General features: G+C 68.6%; 21 protein-coding genes. 10 read left to right on the forward strand and 11 right to left on the reverse strand.

The window, feature by feature from the left end:
- Window positions 1–93: 93 nt before the first annotated feature.
- Complete coding sequence (locus tag QHF83_RS36155) at window positions 94–2,901, reverse strand: HAD-IC family P-type ATPase (protein WP_348980506.1); 2,808 nt, start codon at window positions 2,899–2,901, stop codon at window positions 94–96.
- A gap of 161 nt (window positions 2,902–3,062) precedes the next feature.
- On the opposite strand from QHF83_RS36155, the gene QHF83_RS36160 reads away from it, so the two are divergent.
- On the forward strand, window positions 3,063–4,244 hold the full coding sequence (locus QHF83_RS36160) for a hypothetical protein (RefSeq protein WP_282422591.1): 1,182 nt from the start codon (window positions 3,063–3,065) through the stop codon (window positions 4,242–4,244).
- Window positions 4,245–4,247: 3 nt separating this feature from the next.
- Here the strand turns inward: QHF83_RS36160 and QHF83_RS36165 are convergent, their stop codons facing one another.
- Window positions 4,248–4,643, reverse strand: a complete 396-nt coding sequence (locus QHF83_RS36165; RefSeq protein WP_282422592.1) for a VOC family protein — start codon at window positions 4,641–4,643, stop codon at window positions 4,248–4,250.
- Between the two features lie 62 nt (window positions 4,644–4,705).
- Window positions 4,706–6,184 carry a hypothetical protein gene (locus QHF83_RS36170; protein ID WP_282422593.1) on the reverse strand — a complete coding sequence of 493 codons (1,479 nt, stop codon included), beginning with the start codon at window positions 6,182–6,184 and terminating at the stop codon, window positions 4,706–4,708.
- A 122-nt stretch (window positions 6,185–6,306) separates the two neighbouring features.
- Between QHF83_RS36170 and QHF83_RS36175 the strand changes: the two genes are divergently transcribed.
- Window positions 6,307–7,302, forward strand: coding sequence for a formate/nitrite transporter family protein (locus QHF83_RS36175; RefSeq protein ID WP_282422594.1), 996 nt, complete (start codon window positions 6,307–6,309; stop codon window positions 7,300–7,302).
- Here the strand turns inward: QHF83_RS36175 and QHF83_RS36180 are convergent.
- The gene (locus QHF83_RS36180) at window positions 7,286–7,840 is read right to left on the reverse strand and encodes a superoxide dismutase family protein (RefSeq protein ID WP_282422595.1); all 555 of its coding nucleotides are present in this window, start codon (window positions 7,838–7,840) and stop codon (window positions 7,286–7,288) included. The genes QHF83_RS36175 and QHF83_RS36180 overlap by 17 nt on opposite strands.
- A gap of 158 nt (window positions 7,841–7,998) precedes the next feature.
- Between QHF83_RS36180 and QHF83_RS36185 the strand changes: the two genes are divergently transcribed.
- Window positions 7,999–9,402, forward strand: coding sequence for a serine/threonine-protein kinase (locus tag QHF83_RS36185; RefSeq protein WP_282422596.1), 1,404 nt, complete (start codon window positions 7,999–8,001; stop codon window positions 9,400–9,402).
- Entirely contained in the window at window positions 9,399–10,424 is a 1,026-nt protein-coding gene (locus QHF83_RS36190; protein ID WP_282422597.1) for a hypothetical protein, read from the forward strand. The genes QHF83_RS36185 and QHF83_RS36190 overlap by 4 nt, the downstream gene beginning before the upstream one ends.
- Before the next feature lie 3 nt (window positions 10,425–10,427).
- Here QHF83_RS36190 and QHF83_RS36195 read toward each other — a convergent pair whose 3' ends face one another.
- Complete coding sequence (locus tag QHF83_RS36195; protein WP_282422598.1) at window positions 10,428–11,120, reverse strand: hypothetical protein; 693 nt, start codon at window positions 11,118–11,120, stop codon at window positions 10,428–10,430.
- A gap of 71 nt (window positions 11,121–11,191) precedes the next feature.
- On the opposite strand from QHF83_RS36195, the gene QHF83_RS36200 reads away from it, so the two are divergent.
- The 5 genes from QHF83_RS36200 to QHF83_RS36220 all read left to right on the forward strand — a co-directional run bounded on the left by QHF83_RS36200 (window position 11,192) and on the right by QHF83_RS36220 (window position 16,390).
- Window positions 11,192–12,529, forward strand: a complete 1,338-nt coding sequence (locus tag QHF83_RS36200) for a sigma 54-interacting transcriptional regulator (RefSeq protein WP_282422599.1) — start codon at window positions 11,192–11,194, stop codon at window positions 12,527–12,529.
- A gap of 205 nt (window positions 12,530–12,734) precedes the next feature.
- Window positions 12,735–13,460: a high-affinity nickel-transport family protein gene (locus tag QHF83_RS36205; protein WP_282422600.1), complete on the forward strand. Its 726-nt coding sequence runs from the start codon at window positions 12,735–12,737 to the stop codon at window positions 13,458–13,460.
- Between the two features lie 20 nt (window positions 13,461–13,480).
- Window positions 13,481–14,446 carry an MbnP family protein gene (locus tag QHF83_RS36210; protein WP_282422601.1) on the forward strand — a complete coding sequence of 322 codons (966 nt, stop codon included), beginning with the start codon at window positions 13,481–13,483 and terminating at the stop codon, window positions 14,444–14,446.
- A gap of 26 nt (window positions 14,447–14,472) precedes the next feature.
- Window positions 14,473–15,627 carry a methanobactin export MATE transporter MbnM gene (locus tag QHF83_RS36215; protein ID WP_282422602.1) on the forward strand — a complete coding sequence of 385 codons (1,155 nt, stop codon included), beginning with the start codon at window positions 14,473–14,475 and terminating at the stop codon, window positions 15,625–15,627.
- Between the two features lie 22 nt (window positions 15,628–15,649).
- Window positions 15,650–16,390, forward strand: a complete 741-nt coding sequence (locus tag QHF83_RS36220; protein ID WP_282422603.1) for an SDR family NAD(P)-dependent oxidoreductase — start codon at window positions 15,650–15,652, stop codon at window positions 16,388–16,390.
- A gap of 7 nt (window positions 16,391–16,397) precedes the next feature.
- Here QHF83_RS36220 and QHF83_RS36225 read toward each other — a convergent pair whose 3' ends face one another.
- The 6 genes from QHF83_RS36225 to mscL form a co-directional block, all read right to left on the reverse strand.
- Window positions 16,398–17,138 carry an SDR family NAD(P)-dependent oxidoreductase gene (locus QHF83_RS36225; RefSeq protein WP_282422604.1) on the reverse strand — a complete coding sequence of 247 codons (741 nt, stop codon included), beginning with the start codon at window positions 17,136–17,138 and terminating at the stop codon, window positions 16,398–16,400.
- Window positions 17,135–18,457: an FAD-binding oxidoreductase gene (locus tag QHF83_RS36230; RefSeq protein ID WP_282422605.1), complete on the reverse strand. Its 1,323-nt coding sequence runs from the start codon at window positions 18,455–18,457 to the stop codon at window positions 17,135–17,137. Before QHF83_RS36230 ends, QHF83_RS36225 begins: the two co-directional genes overlap by 4 nt.
- A gap of 9 nt (window positions 18,458–18,466) precedes the next feature.
- Entirely contained in the window at window positions 18,467–19,486 is a 1,020-nt protein-coding gene (locus QHF83_RS36235; protein WP_282422606.1) for a deoxyhypusine synthase family protein, read from the reverse strand.
- A 160-nt stretch (window positions 19,487–19,646) separates the two neighbouring features.
- On the reverse strand, window positions 19,647–20,033 hold the full coding sequence (locus QHF83_RS36240) for an NFACT RNA binding domain-containing protein (protein ID WP_282422607.1): 387 nt from the start codon (window positions 20,031–20,033) through the stop codon (window positions 19,647–19,649).
- Between the two features lie 31 nt (window positions 20,034–20,064).
- Window positions 20,065–21,516, reverse strand: a complete 1,452-nt coding sequence (locus QHF83_RS36245; RefSeq protein ID WP_282422608.1) for a ferritin-like domain-containing protein — start codon at window positions 21,514–21,516, stop codon at window positions 20,065–20,067.
- 46 nt (window positions 21,517–21,562) lie between these two features.
- Entirely contained in the window at window positions 21,563–21,961 is a 399-nt protein-coding gene (gene mscL, locus QHF83_RS36250) for a large conductance mechanosensitive channel protein MscL (RefSeq protein WP_282422609.1), read from the reverse strand.
- A 133-nt stretch (window positions 21,962–22,094) separates the two neighbouring features.
- Here mscL and QHF83_RS36255 point away from each other — a divergent pair, with 133 nt between their 5' ends.
- Window positions 22,095–23,333 (forward strand): hypothetical protein, encoded by a 1,239-nt coding sequence (locus tag QHF83_RS36255; protein ID WP_282422610.1) that lies wholly within the window; start codon window positions 22,095–22,097, stop codon window positions 23,331–23,333.
- The last annotated feature ends 45 nt before the right edge of the window (window positions 23,334–23,378 follow it).

Genomic DNA, 23,378 nt, shown 5'->3' on the forward strand with positions numbered 1-23,378 from the left:
GCTCCACGAGATCGCGCAGCGAGCTCGCCTCGGGGGGTGAATCGGCCGGGCTCTGCCCGGACGAGAGGGGGACGCGAGGCGTCCCCCTCGGGACTAAGACGGCCGGAGCCGCGGGCGGAAGACCCGGAAGCTCGGCCCGCCCGGGGTGCGGCCGGTCCGACGCAGGGATCTCCGCCGTTGCCACCACTTCTCCAGGCCGATGACCGGCAGGACCACGAGGGCGGCCGCCGTGGATTTCGCCCACTCCGAAGCGCCGAGCGGGGCGGAGTCGAAGAGCGTGTGCATGAACGGCACGTACACGAACCCGAGCTGGAGCAAGAGGAGCGCGCCGATCCCGACGTACACGAACGGGTTCGAGAACAGCCCGATCTCCAGGGACGACCCGTGGAGCGAGCGGCAGTTCAGGAGGTAGAACACCTGGAACAGGACCATCGTGGTCACGGCCATCGTCTGCGCCTCGCGCAGCGCGAAGTCCGGCGGCAGCCCGGCGTCGAGCTTGTCGCGGTACTCCATCAAGAAGAGCCCCACCGCGCCGGCCGTCATGAGGAGCGCCACGACCACCGTCCGCGCGAGCACGAACCGCCCGAGGATGGGCTCGTCGGTGCGGCGCGGCGGCCGCTCCATCAGGTTCGGCTCCTTGGCCTCGAACGCGAGCGGGAGCGACAAGGTCACCGTGGCGACGAGGTTGATCCAGAGGATCTGCACGGGCGCCATCGGCAGGAGCGGTCGCCCGCCTTCGAGCGGGAAGAACAGCACCGCGATGAGCAGCACGAGCGCCTCGCCGATGTTCGTCGGAAGCACGAACGCGAGCGCCTTGATGAGGTTGTCGTAGACCCGCCGCCCCTCCTCCACTGCCGCGCGGATGCTCGCGAAGTTGTCGTCCGTGAGCACGATGTCGGCCGCTTGCTTGGCCACGGCCGTCCCCGTGATCCCCATCGCGATGCCGATGTTCGCCTGCTTCAGCGCCGGCGCGTCGTTCACGCCGTCGCCCGTCATCGCCACGACCTGCCGCGCGGCTTGCAGCGCCTCCACGAGCCTGAGCTTGTGCTCCGGCGCCACGCGCGCGAACACGTTCCGCGTCCGCGCCGCATTCGCGAGCTCCGCGTGCGACATCGCCGAGAGCTCGCGGCCCGTCACGACCTCGTCCGAAGATCCGATCAGCCCGAGCTCGATGGCGATCGCCTTCGCCGTCACGGGATGATCACCCGTGATCATCTTGACCGTGATCCCCGCGCGGTGACACGCCTTCACCGCCTCGATCGCCTCCGGCCTCGGCGGATCGATCATCCCCACGAGCCCGAGCAGCTCGAACCCGCTCACCACCTCCGCCTCGCCGAGCCCCGCGAGCGGCTGCTCCGGCTTGCGTGACGCCACCGCGAGCACGCGCATCCCGCGCGACGCCATCACCTCCACGTGCCCGAGCACGACCTCTCGATCGAGCGCCGCTCCCCCGGCGAGCCGACTCGCGCGGCAGAGGACCACCTCCGGCGCGCCCTTCATCAAGATCTCCTGCTCGCCCGACGCGGCCGCGTGCAGCGTCGCCATGTACTTGTGCTCCGACTCGAACGGGATCGCGTCGCGCCGCGGCGCCTCCTCGTGCAGCGCGTCGCCCGTCATCCCGAGCTTCTGCGCGGCCACGACGAGTGCCCCTTCCGTCGGATCGCCCGTGATGCCGAAGCCTCCGCCTTCCCGCTGCACGAGGCGCGCGTCGTTGCACAGCGCCGCGGCCCGGAGCAGCGCGCGCACGTCGTCCGGCGTCGGGCCCAAAGGCTTCCCGTCGCGCCTGAGCTCGCCTTTCGGCTCGTACCCCACGCCCGAGAGCTCGTAGCCATCCGACGGCGTCCAGATCGCGGACACCGTCATCTCGCTCCGCGTCAGCGTGCCCGTCTTGTCCGTGCACACGACGCCGGCTTGCCCCAGCGTCTCGACGGCCGGCAGCTTCCGCACCACCGCGCGCCGCGCCGCCATCCGTCGCACGCCGATGGCCAGCGAGATCGTGATGATCGCCGGCAGGCCTTCCGGGATCGCCGCCACCGCCAGCGTGATCCCCGCGAGGATCGCTTCGAGGAAGGGGTAGCCGCGCAAGAGCGCGACGCCCACCAGGAGCGCCGCCACGATCGCGATCGCCACCGTGAGCACCTGCGCCACGCGCGCGAGCGAGCGCGTGAGGGGCGTCTCGAGCTCCGTGGCTTCGCGCAGCATCGACGAGATCTTCCCGATCTCCGTCTGCGCGCCCGTCGCCACCACCACGGCTTGCCCCGTGCCCGTCGTGATCAACGTGCCGCCGTGGACCATGCTCTTCCGATCGGCCACGGCGGAGTCCTTCGGCATCGGCTCGACGTGCTTGCGCACCGGCACCGACTCGCCCGTCAGCGGCGCCTCGTCGGCCGCGAGGTTCTTCACGTAGAGGAGCCGCATGTCGGCCGCTGCCTTGTCACCGGCCGCGAGCAACACGACGTCGCCGGGCACGAGCTCTTCCGCGGGCACGGTGATCCTTCCGCCGTCGCGCAGCACCGTCGCGAGCTCGGGCACGAGGGCCGAGAGCGCCTCGATCTCCCGCCCTGCGCGGTACTCCTGGATGAACCCGATCAGCGTGTTCAGCACGACCACGCCGAGCACCACCGCGCCGTCCGTGTACTTCCCGAGCGCGAAGGCGAGCACCGCGGACGCGATGAGCACGTAGATGAGCGGGCTCTTGATCTGCCGGAACAGAAGCGCGAGCGGGCCTTCCCGGGCGGCCCTCGGCAGCACGTTGGGTCCGTGCTCCGCGAGCCTTCGCGTGGCCTCCGTGGAGAGGAGCCCGCTCTCGGAGCTCCCGAGGGCTGCGAGAACGGCCCGGGTGGGCTCCGCGTAGTACGCTTTCTGCTCGATGCGGGCGGGCGCGGGCGCGGCTTGCTTCATGTCCTCCCCCGACGCCTTCACGGCGCGTGCCGAGTCCTTTCAACGCTCGGGGCTACGCTCGGACGAGCCGAGCTGCGCCCCGAACCCCGATCGTTTCGTTTCGAACGGGCGAGGGAGCGCTTCCGGTGCCCACGGGCCGCGGGCCGGGGTAAGCTCCCGGCGTGAGCGACCAAGGGGAACGGCCGAGCTACGATTCGGCCGAGGTGCGCCGAAGCATCACGCTTTGTTTCAGCGCCAAGGATCTACGCGAGCTCGCCGAGGGCCTCGGCGCGACCGGCCTGCCCGGCGAGGGTCGCGGCATCCAGGACGTCGCGCGTGAGGTCGTCCGGCACTTCGAGCGGCAAGGCACGCTCGATCGACTCGTGGAAGCGCTGAAGCAAGCGCGACCGCTCATGGAGTGGCCCGCGCCGATCCAGCGCGCCGGCGCAGCGCCCGCCTTCCCGCCGCCGCCTCCGCTCGCGCCGCTCACGCCCGAGGCCGCTCCCGTGCCCGCAGCCGAGCCCGCAGCCGAGCCCGCAGCCGCACCCGCTCCCGCGCCCGAGACTGCTTCCGCGCCCGCGCCCGCGCCTCCTCCCGCGCCCGCTCCCACCATCGTCGAGCCTCCCCGTGGCACCGAGGCCCCGCTCCTCCGGGATCCGTACGCGCCCGTCTGGCCGGGCACGGCCTCCCCGCGCGAGCCTGCGCGCCCCGTCGATGGCCGCCGCTTCACCTTGCTCTTCGCCATCGCCGCCGTCGTCATCGTCGTCGCCTCCGTCGGCGCTTTCCTCGTCGGCCGCGCCGGCTCGAACTCGTCTGGCCCGGCGCCGCTGCTCGCCGGCACCGACGCGCAGGCCAAAGGCGAACGACCTCTCCGCGAGAGCGGCCCTTCACGCCTCGCGGCCGACGCGGTGCGCAAGAGCCTCGGCAACCTCGCGCGTGGCTGCGACTTGCCCCTCGGACCGAACGAAGAGCCGAGCACCGACCTCTTCAAAAGCGCCTACGAGCAATGCGGCATGCGCCCCATGATCGGCCGTCCGCCCTCGATCGGCCGTCCCTCGCGCCCTGCGGACGCGCCCGGCGGCGCGCCTCCGACCTCCGATGACGCCAATCCTCCCGACACCCCCGCGCCCGCAAAGGCCCGCGCGGCGCCCGCGACCCAGCCTCGCAAAGCGCCTGCCACGACGGACAAACCCGCGCTCCCGGACAATGGCACGGCCTGCGTCGACCGCTGCTCCGCCACGCAGAAACAATGCAATCGCGGCTGCGGCAGCGAGCCGACGCTGAGCAGCGAGTACGGCCGCTGGCAATCCTGCCAGGCGCAGTGCCTCTCGGCTGCATCGCGCTGCCGTCTCGCGTGCCAGTGAGCGTTACGCCTCCACGCGTTCGCTCGGCGTCACGAATGCGAGCTTGTACCCTTCCGGATCCGTCACCACGAGTTCACGCGTGAACCAGGGCTGGTTACGCGGCCCGTCCACGGCGGCGCCGGCGGCCTCGGCCCGGGCGCGCAGATCGTCGAGCGACCCCTCATCGCCCACGTGAAAAAACAGGATCACCCCGAGCCCGCGTTGTCCCGGCAGCTCGACGCCGGCCGGCATCCCGACCAGGAACACGTCTGCGTAGCGGGCCCAGCGCAGGTGCACGAACACGCCGTCGCGATTCACGCAGCGGAAGCCGAGCGCCTCGTAAAACGCCGTCGCGCGCGCCGGGTCCGAGACGAGCAGCCTCACGTGGGAGGGCATGAGGTAGGGTTCGTCGGGGGTCATGCGCTCTCCCTAGCACGGCCGGGCGCGCGTCGGGATGGCCCGGCGCGCGCCCTCGTCCTCGTTCAGCGAGAGGGCTGGGCCTTCGCGACCGGCGACGGCTGGAGCACGAAGCTTCCCGGGCCCGCGGCGCGCGGGATGAGCTCCTCCACGAGCACGTACTCCTTACCGTAATTCTTCGCGAGCCACACGCTGCACGTCCGCGAATACTCGTCGAAGTATTGATACTTCGCCGCGTGATTCACGCAAACCTGGAACGACTTCTTCGCCTGCAGCTTCTGGGGCTCGCTCGCCTCGTCGAGCTTCTGGTAATAGGCCGTTCGCAGCTCCTCGTAGGTGATGGTCGTCCCGGGCACGGTCCCGTTGTTCCGCCATTCCTTCGGGATCGGGGCGGCGCGGAACTCCGCGACGAACTTGGCCCACAGCATCCCCACGCGCGACGCCGAGGCCACCACCCACTTCGGGGGCGGCAAGGGCTCGAGCGCGAGCACCTTCGTGTATTCCTTCTCCACCTCCTCGATCGCCGGGCGCTTCTTCTTCACCCATTCCACGACCTTCGTGTTGATGTGCTTCATCACGGATTCGCGGTCCGCCGGCCCCTTGTATTCGGGATACTTGATGGCATCGACCTCGACCCGCTTTTGCTCGGCGAAAAAGAACAGCGCCTCGCCCACGTCCGTGAGCGACCGCCCGAGCCGCCGGGCCTGGTCCTGGTCGCTGCCGCCCATCGCCGCGAGCTGCTTCACGCTGGCCTCGGGATCCTTCCACGCCGCGCGCACGACCTCGTACTCCTTCGCCGCGCCTTTCGTGTCGTCGAGCTTCTTCAGCGAGCGCGCGAGCAGCGTGTGCGCGTGGATCCGCTCCTGCAGGCTCCCGCCCTTGTCCACCGTCGCCATCCACTTCTGGAGCCACCCGCGCGCTTCGAGCCACGTCTCCTCGCCGACCAGGAAATCCGCGAGCGCCACGGCGAGCCGCGCCGTCTCCTCCGGCTGCTTCGCCCCGTAATTCTTCGCGAAGAGCTCGACGTCCTGGGCCGCCGCTTTCGGGTCCCGGAGCCCGCTCCGCAGCACCACCGCCTCCATCAGCGCCGCGGGCGCCTGCGCCATTTGCGGGAACTTGCGCGCGGCCGACTCGTGGTGATTCGCGGCCTCGGCGAACTCGCCGATCGACTGCAGGTTCGTGGCGACCGTGAACGCCGCCTCCTTGCCGTAATCCGTGTAATCGAGCCGGTTCTTCGGGTCGAGGATCATCTTCCGCACGGCGATCGCCCGGTCTCGCTTGTGCGCCGCCTCGAACGCCGCCGCCGCCTTCACCAGCGCCTGCCCGGCCGCTGCGCAACCCGGCTCGTTCTTCTCGCAAAGGGGCTTGCCGCTCTCGTTCCACGTCTTCAGGAACGCCTCCGCATCGGCCGCCGGATCGGCCGCCGCTGCCCCTTCCGCCTTCGGCTCCGGCGCCGGCGCCGGCGCGTCCTCGGCCCCCGCGACCCCCGTGACCAGTAACGACACCCCCAGAATCACGCGCGAGCTCCACCGCTTCGGGTTCATGTGCACCTCGATGCCTGGTTTGTTGTATCACACCCGCGCCCTCGGACGGATCGCCGGGTTCGCGGACCGCAGATAGACGGAGCGACACGCCGTTTCTTGGTGGGTTCCTGCGATCCTCCGGCGTGGGGGCTTCCCAAGCGCGCCGCGCGCGGGTGATGATGGCGCCGTTCATGGACTACGTCGCTCCGTCGAAGGTCGTCTCCACCATGCTCGACGCGGGCGCGGCCAAGGCCGCGGCGTCGCTCCGGGACCTCGTGATCCGCGGCTTCCTCGCGGGCGCGCTCCTCGGCTTCGCCACGAGCTTGGCCATCACCACGACCGTCCAGACCACCCTCCCGGTCGCCGGCGCGCTCGTCTTCCCCGTCGGCTTCGTGATGATCATCCTGCTCGGGTTCGAGCTCGTCACGGGCAACTTCGCGCTCCTGCCCATGGCCATGCTCGACAAGCGCGTGACGCTCTGGCAGCTCCTCCGCAACTTCGGGGTCGTATTCTCCGCGAACCTCGCCGGCAGCCTCTTTTATGCGTGGCTGCTCTCGATCTCGCTCACGATGGCGGGCAGCGTCCCGCCCGACGCCGTCGCGAACAAGATCGTCGCCATCGCCCAGGCCAAGACCCAGTTCCCCCAGTATGGCCTCGCCGGCCTCCTCGGCGTGTTCGTCCGGAGCATCCTCTGCAACTGGATGGTTTGTCTGGGCGTCGCCATGCCCATGACGTCCACGTCGACCGTCGGCAAGATCGCCGCCGCCTGGCTACCGATTCTCGTGTTTTTCGCGCACGGCTACGAGCATTCGGTCGTGAACATGTTCGTCATTCCGGCCGGCATGATGCTCGGCGCGAAGGTGACCTTGGCGGACTGGTGGCTCAAGAACCAGCTCCCGGTCACGGCCGGCAATTTCGTGGGCGGCTGTCTCTTCACGGGGATGGCGCTTTATTTCACGCACAAACCCAAGCCCGAGGCCGCCGCGGCGACTCCCGCGCCCCCGGAGCTCGCCGCGCCGCTCCCTGCCTCGGCCCCCGCGCTCGTCCTCGTCCCCGAGCCCCCGGTGCTGGAGCTTCTCGCGAGCGAGCCCGAGCCCACGTCCGAGCGCGAGCCGGCCGCTGCTACGGATTCCGCTTGATCACACCGCAGCCGATCCGGGCGCCCGCATTGCCGGCCGGCTGCGAGGTGAAATCGTCCGGCGCTGCGTGCACCATGAATGCGTGATTGACCACGTCCGTCTTGGATTCGTCCCCGAGGGTCCAGAGATCCGTTCGGAGAGAGAGCCACGCCTGTCCCATCATGTCCGCCGTCACGTTGCCGATATCGCCCCGATGAAACGGCGGCCTCCCCCACTCCCCGTGCGCCTCGTTCGTCGGGTTCCAGTGCCCCATGGCATTGTTTCCGTCCATCCCGCAGTCGGGCATTTCGTGGATGTGCACCGCGTGGACGCCGGGGGTCAGACCATTCAAGTGAAGGTTGAGCCGCACGAGCTTATTCTCCTCGGTGAACACGGCCGTCCCCGTTACGGTCTGGCCCGCCGAGGGCGTGATTTCCGCCGTCGCCCGGGCTCCTCCCGCGACGCCCTCCGGCTCTTCGGCGACGTTGTCACTGCACCCGCAGAGCACCGCCAGGACACACGTGCCCAAGACCGCGAAAGGATGGCCATTCTTCGTCACGTACCCCTCCCTGCCGTTGGTCCTCCAAGCACTCCTGCCTGGAAAGTTCGCGCATCATGGCGCGTTCACCGGGCTCGGCAAGCGTGGCTTCGTGGGCCCGATCGCCTCCTCGAAGGTGTAGCCAAGGAACGGCTGGAAACGGTAAGATCCGGCCTCGTATGCGAATGTGTCCGGAGTGCCGCGAGGGCCACGAGGACGACGTGCCCGTATGCCCGGCGCACGGCGCGGCGCTCGTATCGCCCGATTTTTTCCCGACGGACGACACGCTCGAGCCCGGCACGATGGTCGGCGAGTACCGCATCGACCGCAAGATCGGCGGTGGGACGTTCGGCGACGTCTATGCCGGCGAGCACCCGCTCATCGGCAAGAAGGTCGCCGTCAAGGTCCTGAACCGGCGCTTCGCCTCGGACCCGGAGGCCGTCTCCCGGTTCATTGCCGAGGCGCGCGCGGTGAACAAGATCCGCCATCGCAACATCATCGACATCTTTTCTTTCAACACGCTCCCCGGCGGACGGCATTACTTCGTGATGGAGTACGTCGAGGGCCAGACCCTCGCCGCGCTCCTTTTGCAGAAGCGCCGCCTTCCGATCCCGACGGCCCTCCAGATCGCCCAGGGCGTCGCCTCCGCGCTCGACGCCGCGCACGAGGCGGGCATCACGCACCGCGACCTCAAGCCGGAAAACATTTTCCTCGCCGCCGAGCGCGACGGCTCTCATTTCCCCAAATTGCTCGATTTCGGCATCGCGAAGCTCATGGACGACGACGTCGCCCACAAGACCGGCTCGGGCGTCCTGCTCGGCACGCCGCTCTACATGTCGCCCGAGCAAGCGCGCGGCAAGAAGGTCGACGCTCGGTCCGACATCTATTCGCTCGGCGTGATGATCCACGAAATGCTCACGGGCGCGGTGCCGTTCGCCGGTGACTCCGCGATGGACGTCGTCCTCAAGCACGACACCGAGCCGCCGCCGGCCATGGCGAGCGTTTGTCCGGACCTCCCCCCGGCGCTCGACGCGCCCGTCCTCGCCATGCTCGAAAAACGCCCGCGCAATCGCCCCGCATCGGCGGGCGAGGCGGTCGCGGCCCTCGTCGCGCAGGCCGCCCTGCTCGAAAGCGCGGACGTCCGCGCCACGGCGCAGGCGGGTCGATCAGCTCCTGCGGAGACGCCGCACGCGCGCTCCGAGCCTTCGTCCACCGAGCGCATGTCCGCCCTCGATTCGTCGAGCGTAAACCGAAAGAATGGTCCGTCCGCGCGATGGCTCTTCGCCGCGCTCGGCATTGCGGCGATCGGCGGGACGGCCTCGCTCATGGCGCGGAGCCCTGCCCCGAGCGACGAGCCTTTCGGGCCCGGCGCGAGCTCCGGCATGCAAGAGCAATCCCCCGAGCCGGAACGGATCCCGACCGCCACGCCCTCCCCCGCGCCGCCGGAAATCAGCCCTGCGCCCGCGCCCACGCCGGCGACCTCGGCTTCGGCGGCCCGAGAGCCACGCCCGGCCAAACCCGTGAAGACCAGAACACCGACGAAGGCGCCGAACCTCGATCCGATCCTCGGGGAACGTGAATGAAGCGCTCTGCGATTGCCTTTTTGCTCGCGCTCGCCGTGATCTCCTCCGGTGCCCGCGCGCGCGCACAATCGCCCGAGGGCCCGTCGATCGCCGTCGCCGAGGCGCTCTTCCAGCAGGGCCGCAAGCTCCTCGACGAGCAGCATTATGCCGAGGCTTGCATGAAGCTCGCCGAGAGCCAGCGCCTCGATCCGAAGCTCGGCACGCTGCTGAACCTCGCCGTCTGCCATGAGAAGGAAGGAAAATTCGCGACGGCCTGGGCCGAATTCACGTCCGCCGCCTCGCTCGCCCGCGGCAAGGGGCAAAAGGACCGCGAGCAATTCGCGCGCGACCACGTCGCCGAGCTCGAGAAAAAGCTCGCCTACGTGGTCCTGCGCATGGAAGCGCCGCCCGCCGGGCTCGGCATGAAGCTCGACGACAAACCCATCGACGTCGCCGCGCTGAACGTCCCCTTGCCGATCGACCCGGGCAAACACACCGTCATGGCGGTTGCTCCGGGCAAACGGGCCTGGAGCGGCGAGGTCACAGTCCCCTCGCAGCCGGGCGAGATTCCCGTCGTGATCCCCGCCCTCGAAGACGCGCCGGAGCCGCCGCCCGAGACGCCGAAGCCCCCGCCGCCCGAGCCCTTGAGCCCCATTTCGCAGCCGAAGCCGCCGCCCGCGGCGCCTCCCCTGCCTGCGCCGACCGGCCCGAGCGCCTCCGCGGTCCTCATGGTCACCGGATTCGGCGGCGGCGGCGCGGCGCTCCTCGTGGGCGCGGTGACGGGGATCGTCACATTGGCCAAGGCGAGCGAGATCCTGCCGAATTGCGACGGCTCGTCATGCCCCGGACAAGAAGACGCGCTCGCCACCGCGAACACCCTGGCGAACGTGTCGAACATCGGGTTTGGCGTGGCCGTCCTCGGCCTCGGCGTGGGGATCGCCGGCGTCGCGCTCGCGCCGAAACGCGAGAATGCGTCCCCGCCCGCCGTCTCCGTCACGCCGCTCCTCGGTCCCGGCGTCCTCGGGCTCCGCGGCACGTTCTGACGTTCAGAGACACGTCTCCGATTTACAATCACACGAGCCGCCGCAGGTCTGCTCGATCTCGACGGCGGTGTCACACGTGGCCGTGCAGCGGTTGTCGCCACAGATCACGGTCGCACCCGCGCAGCTCTGGCCCTTGCAGACGAGATGGCACTCGCCGTCGGGGCTGCATTTCAATGTCATGTTTTGACAACCTCCCTCCTCGCAGACGACCTCGCAGGGAGAGCCGCCCCCGCACGACACGAGGACGTCATGGCATTGATCCTTGCACTCGAGCCGCACGGGGGCCGCCCTCGTGTCGATCGGGATGTTCAGGGTCCCCGCGTCGGCCTGCATGCACTCGTTCGGCTGGTCGCAGATCCTCGTGCACACGTTCCCGGCGCAGGAATCACATTCGACGCTCGGACAAACCCCGGGCATGGCCGCCCATCCGCATTCGTTGCACGTCCCGGGCTGGTTCATCGGAGAGGCACAGACGGCGTCCTCCTTGCACCCCCCCGCCATCCGGGTGCAGCTCGTGTTGCAGGCCGTCCCCTCCGCATTGCAGGCATAAGGGCCACACGCCGCCTCGTCGCAGGTCTCCTCGGTATCGTCCGTCGCCGAAAGCCCCGCGATCCCCGCGACGAACTGGCAGCCGAAAGCCACGAGGCCCGAGGCCCCCACGATCAGGGCGATCTGCGCCGCCTTCCCTGTTTGCATGATTGCACCCTCCGGCCGAGGATACCACGGGACGCCCACGCGGGGCCGTCGCCGTGGTAGGCTCTGCGCCCATGTCGGCGAAGAGCACGTTGCCCCTTCATTCTCGGCCCAAGGAGCTGCGCCTCGACGGCTTCTCGCTCACCGTGATCGAGGGCCCTGGCGCCGGCACCTCGCTGCGCGCCCAGATGAGCGAGATCTCCGTCGGCACGGCCCAGGGAAACGACTTCGTGCTCCCCGATCCCACCGTCTCCCGCCACCATTTCAGCCTCTCGGCGACCCCCGAGGGGTATCTGTTGAAGGACCTCGGCTCCTCGAACGGCACGTGGGTCTCCGGCATGCGTGTCCTCTCGGGTTACGTCGAGCCCGGCGCCCGTGTACGCGTCGGACGCACGACGCTGCTCGTCGATCAGGTGAACGAGGACATCTGCGAGGCGCTGAGCCCCGAGGACGGCTTCGGCCCGCTCCTCGGGGCGAGCGCCGCCATGCGCCGCATTTTCGCGGCCTTGCCGCGCGTCGCGCAATCGGAGAGCACCGTCCTGCTCGAAGGCGAGACCGGCACGGGAAAAGGCGTCCTCGCGGCGGCCATTCACGAGGCGAGCCCGCGCGCGTCGGGCCCGTTCGTGGTCCTCGATTGCGCGGCCATCGCGCCCACGCTCATCGAGAGCGAGCTCTTCGGGCACGTCAAAGGCTCGTTCACGGGCGCGCAGACGGACCGCGCGGGCGCGTTCGAGCAGGCGAAGGGCGGCACCATTTTCATCGACGAGATCGGCGAATTGCCGCTCGACATGCAGCCGAAGCTGCTCCGCGCCCTGGAGGAGCGCAGCGTCAAGCGCGTCGGCAGTAACCAGCGCGTCAAGCTCGACGTCCGCGTGATCGCCGCGACGAACCGCGACCTGCGCACCGAGGTCAACCGCAACACGTTCCGCGCCGACCTCTTCTATCGGCTCAACGTGGTTCGTATCCACGTCCCGCCGTTGCGCGAGCGCACCGGCGACATCGAGCGCCTCGCGCGCCATTTCCACGCCGAGCTCGTCCCCGACAACCCCATCCCGGACGACCTCCTGGAGTCGCTCCGCCGGCAATCGTGGCCCGGCAACGTGCGCGAGCTGCGCGCGGCGATCGAGCGCGCCGTGCTCCTCAATGATCCGGCCGTCCTTGCGCTCGGAAACGAGGTCGATTCGGGACCCGGGCTCGAGGAGCGGGACGACGACATCGACCTCGAAGTGCCTTTCCGCGTGTGCAAACAAAAAGCCTCGGATCAATGGGAGCGGCGTTATGTGCGGGCGCTGCTCCGGGCGACGAACGACAACATCTCCGAGGCGTCGCGCCGGGTGAAGATGGACCGCAGCCACCTCAGGACGCTCTTGCGAAAATACGGCTTCCGTGGGGCGGACGAGGGCGGAAGCTGAGAACCCCGAGCGATCGCCGCGCGTGCAACTGCTCCGGGCGGCCGCCCCTTGACACGATCGGGGTCGTTCGTGCTACGTTCGTGTGGTCAGCCACCCTGACGCCTCGATGGCGGTTCGGCGCTCGCCGGTCCGTAGAGCGTCCCCGGCGGCCACGATCGACCCGCGACCGCTGGGAAACCCCTCCGGTCGCTGTGTGAGTGTGCCCGTGATCTCCGTCTTCTCGCTCCTCTTGCTGGGCTTTTTCCTCGGCATGCGGCACGCAACCGATCCGGACCATGTCGTCGCGGTGACCACGATCGTCAGTCGGGAGCGCACGCTCCGCGCAGCCGCTCCGCTCGGAGCGATCTGGGGCCTCGGCCATACCGTGACGATTCTCGTCGTCGGGGGCGCCATCGTCCTCTTCGGCATCGTGGTCCCGCCCCGCGTGGGCCTGACGATGGAGCTCTCGGTCGCGCTCATGCTGATGCTCCTCGGCGGCCTGAGCCTCGCGAGGATCGTGCGACAGACGCGCGATCACGACGCACACCCTGATTCCGGACACGAGCGCGCGCACGCCCTGCTGCTCGGGCTCGATCGCCGGCTCGGGCACCTCGGCGCCTATCACGTCATTCGGCCGCTCGTCGTGGGCGTGGTGCATGGAATGGCCGGCTCGGCCGCGGTGGCATTGCTCGTGGTGGGGACCATTCACGAACCGGGGTGGGCGCTCGTCTACCTCGTCGTCTTCGGCGCCGGGACCATTGCCGGCATGCTCCTCATCACGACCGCCCTGGCGATTCCGTTCGCGTACGTGGCGCGCCGCTTCGAACGGCTCCACCGCGGCCTCGGGCTCGCCGCGGGCGTGTCGAGCCTGGCCTTCGGGGCGTTGCTCGCCTACGAGATCGGCTTCGTGCAAGGTCTCTTCACCGGCAATCCCCAATGGATTCCAGGCTGATCGTGGCAGGAGGCGAGCCGATGTCCCTCGAACTCCGTTCCCTCGTCGTTTTTCTCCTCGCCGTCGGCTGCTCTTCGTCCGACCCGGCGCCTCCGAGCTCCAGGCCCAGCCCGGTAACGCTCCAGTTCGAAGCCGTCGACGCCGCGGGGACGCCCTACGTCTGCGGCGCGAAGGGGCTCCACATCGCGGGGCTCACGGATGCGATCCCCGGCGATCTCCGCTTTTATGTGCACGATGTCCGCCTGCTGAAGGGCGACCGGACGATCGAGGTGACGCTCGTTCAGGACAAAGCCTGGCAATACCAGAACGTCGCGCTGCTCGATTTCGAGGACGCGACGGACGCGTGCTCATTCGTCATCTTTGGCAAGAGCAAGACCCCCGATACCAACCGCGTCTTGCGCGGATTGCCTGCCGAGGCGGGCCCGTACGACGGCGTCGAGTTCACCCTCGGCGTGCCCGTCGCCTTGAATCACCGCGAGACCGCCGATTCGAAGAGCCCGCTCAACACGACGGGCATGGACCACGGCGCCGCGGACGGGCGGCAGTTCGCGCGCGTGAGTTTTTACTCTGTCACGACCGGGGCGACGGGAGACAAGGACCACAACCTCCTCGTGTTCCGGAGCGTATGCAACAATGTGACGAACGGGGGCGAGATCCCCGCCTCTGCGGATGCATGTAACAAACCCAATCGACCGACGATCCGCCTCTCGCAGGCGGGGTTCGACCCCGCGAAGGATGTGATCGTCGTCGACGTGGACGCGATGTTCCGCGGCTACACGACGCCGGGGACCCCGGGCGCCCACGCCGATCTGAGCAGTGGGGGACGCGTCGATTGTTATGGTCCGCTGAACGCGGGAGACCTGGGGCCGCAGATCGGCGCCGAGCGCTGCGGGAAGTTTTACCCGAACATCGGCCTCGATTACGCGACCGGCAGACCGAAGGGAACGCAGGGCGTCTTCCGCATCGAAAAGGGCAAAGCGCGGTGAGCCTGCCCGGCGTGAGACGCTCGTCGATGGCGCTCCTCCTCAGCGTGGCGGCGCTCGGGTGCAAGCCCTCCGCCGATCGCCCCGCCGAGCAGCCCTGGGTGTGGGATCTTCCGCCGGGTTTTCCCGCGCCGCTCGTGCCCGCGGACAACCCGATGAGCGCGGCCAAGGTCGCGCTCGGTCGGATGCTCTTTTACGACAAACGCCTCTCCGCGAACGAGCGCATTTCGTGCGCGACGTGCCACCAGCAAGCGCTGGCATTCAGCGACGGACGAACCACGCCGGTCGGCCTCGCGGGCGACGCGCATCCGCGGAATGCTCCAACGCTCGCCAATGTCGCGTACGCCCCGCGGCTCAACTGGGCCGATCCGGGGACGAAGGCGCTGGAGGCACAAATGGAGGGGCCCGTGTTCGGACACGGCGCGCCCATCGTCGAGATGGGGCTCGTGGACGAACCGCGCCGCGAGGCGGCCCTCGCGCGGCTGCTCGTGGACGAACGGTATCGCGAGGCCTTCGAGCGGGCCTTCCCGGACACGGCGAAGTACACGTTCGCGCATGTCTTCAAGGCCATCGCGAGCTTCGAGCGCACGCTGGTCTCGGGGATGTCCGCCTGGGACCGGTATCGTGCAGGCGACGACACGGCGCTCGGAGCGGCGGAACGCCGGGGAATGTACATCGTGCGCGATCACGCCGGCGGCGCCCTTTGCCATCATTGCCACGATGGCTTCAATCTATCGGGACCCGTCAAACACGTGGATGCGCCGTTCGACGAGATCGTGTTCGCGAACATCGGCCTCTACAACGTGGGGAGCACGGGCGCGTATCCCGAGGGCAATCAGGGCCTCTACGAACACACCAAGAACCTCTCGGACCGCGGGAAGTTCCGTACGCCCACGCTGCGCAACGTGGCCGTGACGGGTCCGTACATGCACGACGGCAGCGTCGCGACGCTCGAGGACGTGCTCACCGTGTACGCGGAGGGAGGGCGCGTGATCGAGGGGGGCCCCTACGCGGGGGATGGTCGCAAAAACCCGCACAAATCAGCGGGACTCGGTGGTACACCCTTGAGCGCCGAGCAGCGGCAGGATGTCATCGCGTTCCTCGGCGCGCTCACGGACGAGGGGTTTCTCTCCGATGCGCGTTTTTCGACCCCGTATCCGGAGGACCCACATTTCGGGGAGTGAAGGCCCCGATGGAAAGAACCCTATGAAACGTGTCTTGATCCTCGGTGCCACGTCCGCGGTCGCCGCGGAGGTCGCGCAGATTCACGCAAACCGCGGCGACCGCCTTCATCTGGTGGGTCGCAACCCCGAAAAGCTCGCCGCGGTGGCGGCGCGATGCGCGGGGTCGACCGTCTCCGTGGCGACCGCCGACTTCGGCGAACTCGGCGCGAACGAGCGCCTCGTCACGGACGCGATCTCGACGCTCGGCCACGTGGATGCCGCGCTCATCGCGCACGGAGACCTCGGCGATCAGCTCGCCAGCGAGCGCTCCTTCGACGAAGCAGAGGCGATCATCCGCACGAACTTCACCAGCGTCGTCTCGCTGCTCATTCCGCTGGCGAATCACATGGAGGCCGCCCGGGAGGGGCGGATCGGCGTCATCACCTCGGTCGCCGGAGACCGCGGGCGCCCCCGCAACTACACCTACGGCGCGGCCAAAGGGGCGCTCAATGTTTACCTGCAAGGGCTTCGAACGCGCCTTTATGCTTCGGGCGTGACCGTGACGACGCTGAAGCTCGGCCCGGTCGACACGCCGATGACGCGGGATCATAAAAAGACCGTTCTTTTCGGCAAGCCCGCCGCCGTGGCGAAGGACATCGTGCGCGCGATGGACGACGGAACGCCCGAGGCTTACGTACCCGCGAGGTGGGGCCTGATCATGCCCCTGGTGCGGCGCACGCCCGAGGCCCTTTTCCAGAAGCTCCCCTTCCTCTCCGGGCGCTGAGGACCGCTCAGAAGCCGATCCTGCGCATCACGAAGCGCGGCAGCCATCGAATCACGAGCATGACGAGCGCCCATATCGCGGGCGTGTAAAGGAGCGGCTTGCGCGCGACCATCGCGCGTACGACGTGCTTCGCGACATCGTCCGGCTCACCGGCGAACGGCGGCGGCTTGAGCCCCGCCGTCATGCCGGTCTTGACGAATCCGGGCTTGACGCAAAGGACGGAGAGCCCCTTCGCGTGAAACTTGTGGTCGAGCGCCTCGAGATAATGCGAGAGGCCGGCCTTGCTCGATCCGTAGAGCGCGACCGGCTTGCGTCCCCGATCGCCCGCCACCGACGAGAAGACGGTGAGCTGGCCGCCGCCCCGCTCGAGGAGTCGTTTGCGCGCGTGCTCGCAGAACACGACGGTATTCGTGTAGTTCACCGTGAGGAGGCGGCGCGTGAGCTCGACGTCCGCCTCCAGCGCCTCCTGGGTCGCGAACATGCCTGCCGTGACCACGACCGTGTCGAATCCGCCGAGCGCCCGGTCGGCCTCGTCGAGCGCCGCGGCAAACCCTTCGGGTTTTTCCAGGTCGCATACAGCGTACGCCACGCGGGCGTTCTTCGGTTGCCGCGCTTCGAGATCGGCCGCGCTCCGGGCGAGGTCGCCCGCGTCGCGCCCCATCAGGAAGATTTCGTCTCCCCGCTCCGCGAGCTTTCGCGCGACCGCGCGACCCATGCCTCCCGTGCCACCGAGAACGACCGCCTTCATGCCCGATCTCCAAAAAGCCGCACGGACTGCGCGCTCCGCAGCCGCCTGTGAGGATCCCATTTCTCTCGTACCGCGAAGAAACGTTCGAGCCGCGGCTCCATCGCGCGAAAATGCTCTGGCCGCGTGAAACGATCCTTCGTCAGGTAGATCCGCCCGCCTGCCGCGATGACGAACTCGTTCAGGCGATCGACGATCCGCTGGATGTCCGGCGAGATCGCCATGTCCACCGCGATCGACGTCCCTTCGAGCGGGAACGAGAGCAGCCCCTCGCCTTCGGGCCCGCAGTCCTTGATCACGCAAAGCGGCGACGCACCGCCGAGCCGCGTCAAGAGCTCCATGAACGCACGCACGGCAGCCGGCCCGGCCGCGCGCGGCAGGACGCACTGGTACTGGGTAAAACCCCGCGGGCCATACACGCGGTTCCAGTGCAGGATCGCGTCGAGCGGATAGAAGAACGGCTCCGGCGCGACGATCGTCTCCACGCGTTGCTGCGTGTGTCGCCAATAATAAGCCGTGTTGAAGAGGCTCGCCGTCGTCGGGTTGAGCGCCCAGTCGGGGAGCTCGACCGGGAACGTCAACTCGGCGGCCGCGCGCGGCGGCTCCTTGGGGGCCTCGTGCGGCTCGGCCCATCGGCCGGCCATGAGGATCCCACGGCCCATCGATCGCCCCCGCTGGAGGCAATCGATCCAGCCCATGGTCATGGGCCACCGGGGCGCGGCGCGGCCGAGGGCGGCGAGGAACTCGTCGATGTCGCGCACGCGCTCGCTTTCCATGAAGATCCACGGACTCGGAATGCGGTGCAGCGTGAACTCGACCTCGAGGATATGCCCGAGCAGGCCCATTCCGCCGATGGTCGCGTGGAAGAGATCCGCGTGCTCCGTGGGCGAACACGTGACGATGCTGTCGTCGGCGAGGCGCATGCGCAGGGAGCGTACGTGCGCGCCGAAGCAGCCTTCGCGATGATGATTCTTGCCATGCACGTCGCTCGCGACCATCCCGCCGAGCGTGACGAACTTGGTCCCTGGCGTGACGGGCGGAAAAAAGCCGCGCGGAACGAACAATCGATTGAGCTCGACGAGGCTGAGGCCTGCCTCGGCGCGCACGACGCCCGTCCGCGCGTCGAATGCGAGGATCCGGTTCGCGAGCCGCGTGGACACGACCCTGTCGGTGCCACGGGCGGGCAGCGACGAGTCGCCGTACGAGCGACCCATGCCCCTGGACAGCGTGGTGCCGAGCGAGAGCGATTCGAGGTTTTCCCCGAGGAGCTCGACGCCCGGCAAGGCAAGTCGCCCCCATGCCGAGAGGATCGCTTCGGCCATGGCTCCCTCCTACGAGAGCTTCGACAGCAGCGCGTTCGCCGCCTCCGGGTGTTGCTTGTATTCGAGCAACGCGCTGAGGAGCAGGGGCGCCACGATGGTCGCGTCCGACTCGATCACGAACATGGGCGTCTCCTTCGTGAGCTTGTCCCAGGTGATCTTCTCGTTCGGCGTCGCGCCCGAGTACGAGCCGTACGACGTCGTCGAATCCGAGATCTGGCAGAAGTACGCCCAGGGTTTCACGGGCTGCTCGAGGTCGTACTTGATCGACGGCACGACGCAGATGGGGAAGTCCCCGGCGATGCCGCCGCCGATCTGGAAGAAGCCCACGCCCGATCCTGCCGAGAGCTCACGATACTGATCGTAAAACGCGGCCATGTACTCGATGCCGGACTTGACGATGCTCGCGCTGCACTCGCCGAACTTGACGTGGGAGGCGAAGATGTTGCCGAACGTCGAATCCTCGTAGCCGGGGACCACGATCGGGAGGTTCTTGCGCGCGGCGGCGAGCAGCCAGCACGCGTCCGGGTCGCCTTCGTGGAGCGCCGGGTCGAGGCGCTGGATGAGGTCGTAGAAGTATTCGTGCCAGAAGCGCCGCTCGCCCGCCGTGCTCGCATTTTTCCACATGGGCACGAGGTACTTCTCGACGGCGCGGAACGCCTCGTCCTCGGGGATGCTCGTGTCGGTGACGCGCCGCATGCGGTCCTCGAGGATCTTCGTGTCGTCCTCTTTCGTGAAGTAGCGGTAGTCGGGGAAATCCTTGTAGCTCGCGTGCGCGACGAGCCGGAAGAGCGACTCTTCGAGGTTCGCCCCCGTCACGGAAAAGCCGTGGATGAGCCCCGCGCGGATGGCGGGCGCGAGCGTGATGCCGAGCTGCGCCGACGACATCGCTCCCGCGAGGGCCCAGAACATCTTCCCGCCGCTCTCGATGTGTCGAACGTAGGCGACCAACGCGTCACGCGTCGCGCGCGCATTGAAGTTCTTGTAGTTCTTCAGGATGAACTCGAGAATCGGAAGCGTGGGGGGCGTCATGAGAAGTCTTTCCATTCCTTCGGTCGATCGCGTGAGGGAGAGCCGGGCCATCGAGGTCGGCCGCGTGGCGGCCGAGGCGTAGCACGTCACGTCCTACCCGGCACATGCCACATCACGCAAAAGATTCGCGTTCACGCGGCCGGAACGTCAGCGTGACCTGTCAATCCGTCGCGCCGGCCGGCGCCGTGGGCTTGACCTTCATGCTCTTGTATCGCGAAAGCTCGACGAGCCCCGCGGGGGCGCCACGCGGCTTCGAGACCTCGGACGCGCGGCAGAAATGCACCTCGACCTTCGGGGCGCCGCGTGCTTTCGAATACCAGGCCGCCGCCGCCGCGGCGACCTCGATGACCGAGCGGGGGACCTCGACACGCTCAGGGTTGCGCACGACGACGTGGCTCCCCGGTGTCCCGCCTGCCACGTGCAGCCATACGTCGTGCGGCGCCGCGACGTCGAACGTCAGGTAGTCGTTGTCCTCGGCGCCGCGGCCGATGAGGACCTCGAAGCCCTCCACGGTCACCGTACGGTACGGTCGTCCTTTGCTTCCCACGCGCGGAGTCTGCCTTGCGAAGGGCCGAACCTCAAGACCAGGCGACGAGACCGAGCTTCCGGACGCACGGCTCGACGACCTCTCTGAGCGCCTCGCGCCGGAGCGCGCCGAGCATCCGCGCCCCGAGCACGCCGAATTCCTCGTTTTCCACCGGCATCTTCGGCGGATCCTTTTCATGCATCGCTCGGGCCCGCTCGAACGCCCGCGCCGCGGCCTCGCGCGCCTCGTCCCCGAACGCGTCGAGCGCCCATTGCAAGGTTTTCCACGCGAGCGCCGCGTGCCGCGCCTCGTCCTCGGCGATCCGGGCGAGCGCGGCACGCAGGCCCTCGTCCTTCACCGAGCGCGCGACCTCCTGCCCCTCGGCCGCGCCGAGCGTCTCGCCCACGCAACCCTCGACGACCAGCGACTCCACGAACGAAACGACGTCGGTCGCGAGCCGCGCCGTCGCCTCCGGCAGTTTGTCCGGGCCGATGGTTCGCCCGCCGATCCGGGAGGCGACGGCGTATTCGACCCGCGCGTGCTCCACCTCGTCACGCGCGGCGTTTTGCGCCTCGGCGAGCAGCTCCGCGGGCGCGCCGAGCGCGAGGAGCTGGAGCGAGAACCGCGCGAAGCTCGCGATCGAGGCATGCTCCATGGCCGCGATGGCCGCGTGGTGCGCCGCGATCGCCTCGCGCGCGTCGGCGACGAGGTGCCCCACGTCGAAGACGAGCGGCGCTCGCCAGTCCGCGCGGTCGCGGGGACGGGCGGCGCGGGCCTCGCCTTCCACGACGAGGGGACGGCCGATCACGCAAGACATCGACGCGCATTGCCAGGTCGGCTTCGCGCCCTTCGGCCCGATCGCCACGCAGGCGCCGCCGGGCCGCGGCGTACTCCCGCAATCCGCGTCGCTCTTGCAGCTATCCTCCTTCGTCCGGCAAGCGAGCGTGACCTGTTCGAAACATCCATTGAAATACGTCGACAAACCGCAGGAGCCTGCGCCACAATCGGCGTCGGTGCTGCAGGACGCGTCCCCGCAGACGGAGTGGCGCGCGCGCAGGGCGCCCGTGCCCTTGCAGACGCAGGCCTTTCCGGCGCCGCAGTCGTCGTCGGTCTCGCACGAATAGGTGCAGCCGCAATACGTCCCCACCTGCCCGACCCCGCTCGTACACTTGCCGTGCGGATGCTCCGTGCAATCGGCGTCCGTCTTGCAGGACTGGTGTCTCTCCGTGCCCGCGCAGGCGGGGATGTCGATCGTCGCGTCGCACGTCACGCGGCTCGCGCGGTGGACGTTGCCGTTTTTCTCGGCCACCCAGCCGACGCCCTTCGGCTTTTCCGGCTCGGGCTCGCCGTCGGGCGGGGGCTCGGCCGTCGCGCTCGCGGGCGACGTGGGGATGGCGACGACGGCGCCGTCGCCGGCGCCGGACGGGGCCGGAGGCGAGGCCGAGCACGCGGCTCCGCCGATCGCGACGAGGAGGGAGAGGCGTAAACTTCCGTAACGATCCACGCCGCGAGCGTACCACAGTTCCGCGCGGCGATGTCGCGCCTCGTGGCTACGAGATGCGCGAGGGTGTCTTCGCAACCAGCGCGTCGCGGATCTGCGCGAGGAGGTCGTGATCCGACTCCTCGGGCGGCGGGGGCGCCGCGGGTCGCGGCCGCCGCATCGCATTGAGGGCCTTGACGAACAGGAACAGCGCAAAACCCACGATCAAGAAATTGACCACGGCGGTCAGGAACTTCCCGTACTCGATCACCCCATTGCCGAGCCGGAACGTGAGCGCGTCGAAGTTCGGTTTGCCGAAGATCGCCGCGATCAGGTTCATCAGGATGCCGTCCGTGAACGCGGTGACCACGGCATTGAACGACGCGCCGAGCACGACGGCGATCGCGAGATCGATGACGTTGCCGCGGGAAATGAAGTCCTTGAATTCCTTGACGACGGCATGTGCCATGGCTGGCCCCCCTCCCGAACAAATTGTGCACGGGGCGTGCCACGAAATGTCGGCCCGCCAGGTTCTGGAACGCGTCGTGCAGCGGCCGCCCCCGACCAAGACAGGTCGCCCCCGACCCACGAAGGAGGGCTCGATGATGCGGACACAGTGGATCCTGGGTACGATTTTGGTGTTCTCGCTCGTCGCGTGCGGCAGCAAGGAGGGAGACGCGAGCGCCCCGCTCCGGATACCCACGTATCACGAGGACGTGGCGCCCATCCTCGCCGAGCATTGCCGGAGCTGCCACGAGAAGGATGGCATTGCCCCGTTTCCCCTCGTCGATTACGAGGACGCGCGCCGCACTGCCGAGGCGATCCGCATCGCCACGGCTTCGCGCAGCATGCCCCCGTTCGTCCTCGACAACAGCGGCGAATGCAACACGTACGTCGAGGGCCGCTGGCTCTCGGACGCGCAGATCGACACGATCACGGCCTGGGCCCGCGCCGGCGCGCCCGAGGGCGAGAAGTCGGTGGACGGCCCCCCCGCGCCGACGGCCCTCGAAAAGCTCGATCGGGTCGACCTGACCATCGACATGAAGGACACGTATACCCCGGATGCCGCGAAATTCGACGATTACCGGTGCTCCGTGCTCGATCCCGGGCTCACGGAGGACATGTTCATCACCGGCTTCCACGTTCGTCCGGGCGTACCGTCGATGCTGCACCACCTCACGCTTTACTCCATCGACACGAAGGAATCGGAGGCCGAGGCCGAGGCGCGCGACGCGAGCGAGCCCGGATTCGGGTATTCGTGCATCGACGACATCCACGTGACGGACGCGCGGTGGCTCGTCGGCGCGGGCCCGGGCAGCGGGGCGCTCCGCTTCCCCGAGGGCACGGGGCTCCGCATGCGCGCGGGGCGGAAGACGATCTTGCAGATCCATTACAACCAAGAAAATGGGCGCCACGCCGATCGCACCCAGATCGACCTCGTGCTCGAAAAGAGCGTCCCGAAGGAGGCCACCGTGCAGCGCATCGCGGCCACGAACCTGCTCTTGCCGCCGAAGCAGCCGAGCGTCGACCAGAGCGCGAGCATGCCCGTGTCCATGAACATCAGGTTGTGGGGGCTCTGGCCGCACATGCACAAGCTCGGCAAGGGGATGCACGTCTCGGCTTTGCAGGGCGGCGAGGAGAAATGCCTGGCCCGCGTGAACAACTGGGATTTCCACTGGCAGGGGTTCGCCCATTACACGAAGCCCATCGACCTCTCGTGGGGCGACCTGATGCGCATCACGTGCACGTACGACACGCTCGGGCGCGACACGACGACGACCTGGGGCCAGGGCACGAACGACGAGATGTGCATCGCGTTTTTCTACCTGACGGAAAATTGATGTCCGGGGCGGCCGGCGCTCTTTCCCGAACCCTGCCGATCGTGG

The organism is Polyangium sp. 15x6, from assembly GCF_029960785.1.
GTDB lineage: Bacteria > Myxococcota_A > Polyangia > Polyangiales > Polyangiaceae > Polyangium.

Coding starts and splice junctions, on each gene's coding strand:
- QHF83_RS36155 (WP_348980506.1), bottom strand. CDS start 2,901: ATGAAGCAAGCCGCGCCCGCGCCCGCCCGCATCGAGCAGAAAGCGTAC.
- QHF83_RS36165 (WP_282422592.1), bottom strand. CDS start 4,643: ATGACCCCCGACGAACCCTACCTCATGCCCTCCCACGTGAGGCTGCTC.
- QHF83_RS36170 (WP_282422593.1), bottom strand. CDS start 6,184: ATGAACCCGAAGCGGTGGAGCTCGCGCGTGATTCTGGGGGTGTCGTTA.
- QHF83_RS36185 (WP_282422596.1), top strand. CDS start 7,999: ATGCGAATGTGTCCGGAGTGCCGCGAGGGCCACGAGGACGACGTGCCC.
- QHF83_RS36190 (WP_282422597.1), top strand. CDS start 9,399: ATGAAGCGCTCTGCGATTGCCTTTTTGCTCGCGCTCGCCGTGATCTCC.
- QHF83_RS36195 (WP_282422598.1), bottom strand. CDS start 11,120: ATGCAAACAGGGAAGGCGGCGCAGATCGCCCTGATCGTGGGGGCCTCG.
- QHF83_RS36200 (WP_282422599.1), top strand. CDS start 11,192: ATGTCGGCGAAGAGCACGTTGCCCCTTCATTCTCGGCCCAAGGAGCTG.
- QHF83_RS36210 (WP_282422601.1), top strand. CDS start 13,481: ATGTCCCTCGAACTCCGTTCCCTCGTCGTTTTTCTCCTCGCCGTCGGC.
- QHF83_RS36215 (WP_282422602.1), top strand. CDS start 14,473: ATGGCGCTCCTCCTCAGCGTGGCGGCGCTCGGGTGCAAGCCCTCCGCC.
- QHF83_RS36220 (WP_282422603.1), top strand. CDS start 15,650: ATGAAACGTGTCTTGATCCTCGGTGCCACGTCCGCGGTCGCCGCGGAG.
- QHF83_RS36225 (WP_282422604.1), bottom strand. CDS start 17,138: ATGAAGGCGGTCGTTCTCGGTGGCACGGGAGGCATGGGTCGCGCGGTC.
- QHF83_RS36230 (WP_282422605.1), bottom strand. CDS start 18,457: ATGGCCGAAGCGATCCTCTCGGCATGGGGGCGACTTGCCTTGCCGGGC.
- QHF83_RS36235 (WP_282422606.1), bottom strand. CDS start 19,486: ATGACGCCCCCCACGCTTCCGATTCTCGAGTTCATCCTGAAGAACTAC.
- mscL (WP_282422609.1), bottom strand. CDS start 21,961: ATGGCACATGCCGTCGTCAAGGAATTCAAGGACTTCATTTCCCGCGGC.
- QHF83_RS36255 (WP_282422610.1), top strand. CDS start 22,095: ATGATGCGGACACAGTGGATCCTGGGTACGATTTTGGTGTTCTCGCTC.